This is a genomic window from Actinacidiphila sp. bgisy167, from assembly GCF_057707665.1.
In genome coordinates this window covers 1-1,249 of record NZ_JBYIQP010000206.1, presented here as the reverse complement: position 1 = coordinate 1,249, position 1,249 = coordinate 1, and the positions used below count along the sequence as shown (strand labels likewise).

Below are 1,249 nucleotides of genomic sequence, written 5' to 3'. Positions count from 1 at the left end.
AGCCAGCGCGCCGAAAGCCTCCCGTCCCGGCCCCGGCCGCCCCAAAGGCCGCACCTCCACCCCCGCACCCCGCCACCCAGTCGGCAAGAAACAGCAAAAAGCGGACAGACTTCGACGTGACACAGCCGAGCAGCACACTTAAAGATCAAGCTGAGGTCCGGGGCCGCCTACATCGGCCCCGGACCGTGAGGCCGACACGTCAGACGGTCAGGACCACCTTCCCGAACAGGTCGCCGCCCGCCATCTTCTCGAAGCCCTCGCGGGCCCGGTCCAACGGCAGCACCGTGTCGACGACCGGGCGCACCCCGGTCAGCGCGCAGAAGCTCAGCAGATCCGCCAGCTCGTCCTTGGTCCCCATGGTCGAGCCGACGACCTTGAGCTCCAGGAAGAAGATCCGGTTCAGCTCGGCGGCCTTCGGGTGGGGACCCGAGGTGGCGCCGGAGATCACCAGCGTCCCGCCCGGGCGCAGCGACTTGACGGAGTGCGACCAGGTCGCGGCGCCGACGGTCTCGATGACCGCGTCCACGCGCTGCGGCAGCCGGGCGCCCGGCTCGAAGGCGGCGTCGGCGCCGAGGTCCTCGGCGCGCTTGCGTTTGGCCTCGTCGCGGCTGGTGGCGAAGACCCGCAGGCCCGCGGCCTTGGCCAGCACGATCGCGGCCGTGGCGACACCGCCGCCGGCGCCCTGGACCAGGACGGTGTCACCGGGGCGCACGCCCGCGTTGGTGAAGAGCATCCGGTAGGCGGTCAGCCAGGCGGTGGGCAGGCAGGCAGCCTCCTCGAAGGAGAGCTTTTTCGGCTTGGGCAGCAGGTTCCAGGTGGGCACGGAGACCTTCTCGGCGAAGGTGCCCTGGTACCTCTCGGTGAGGATGCTCCGCGGCTCGTCGGGGCCGACCCCGTGCCCGCTGAGGCCCACGACGGGGTAGACGACGACCTCGTTCCCCTGCTCGTCGATCCCGGCGGCGTCGCAGCCGAGGATCATCGGCAGGCTCTCCTCGCCGAGTCCCACCCCGCGCAGCGACCAGAGGTCGTGGTGGTTCAGGGAGGCGGCCTTGACGGTGACGGTGCTCCAGCCGGGCCGGGCCTGCGGCTCGGGGCGCTCCCCGAGTTCGAGGCCGTTCAGGGGCCGGTCGCGGTCGATTCGGGCGGCGTAGGCAGCGAACATGACCGTGACGCTAGCGCCGCGCGCTGCCCCGGCGTAAGCGCGCGGTGATGTGACACGCGCCGAGGGGGGGGGGGGGGGGAGCAGGTG

Annotated in this window: 1 protein-coding gene; it reads right to left on the bottom strand. The window is 72.0% G+C overall.

Features of this window, described 5'->3' with window-relative positions; all coding sequences use genetic code 11:
- Positions 1 to 199: 199 nt before the first annotated feature.
- Positions 200 to 1,162: a zinc-binding dehydrogenase gene (locus AC3ET4_RS30805; RefSeq protein ID WP_431955262.1), complete on the bottom strand. Its 963-nt coding sequence runs from the start codon at positions 1,160 to 1,162 to the stop codon at positions 200 to 202.
- Between the last annotated feature and the right edge of the window lie 87 nt (positions 1,163 to 1,249).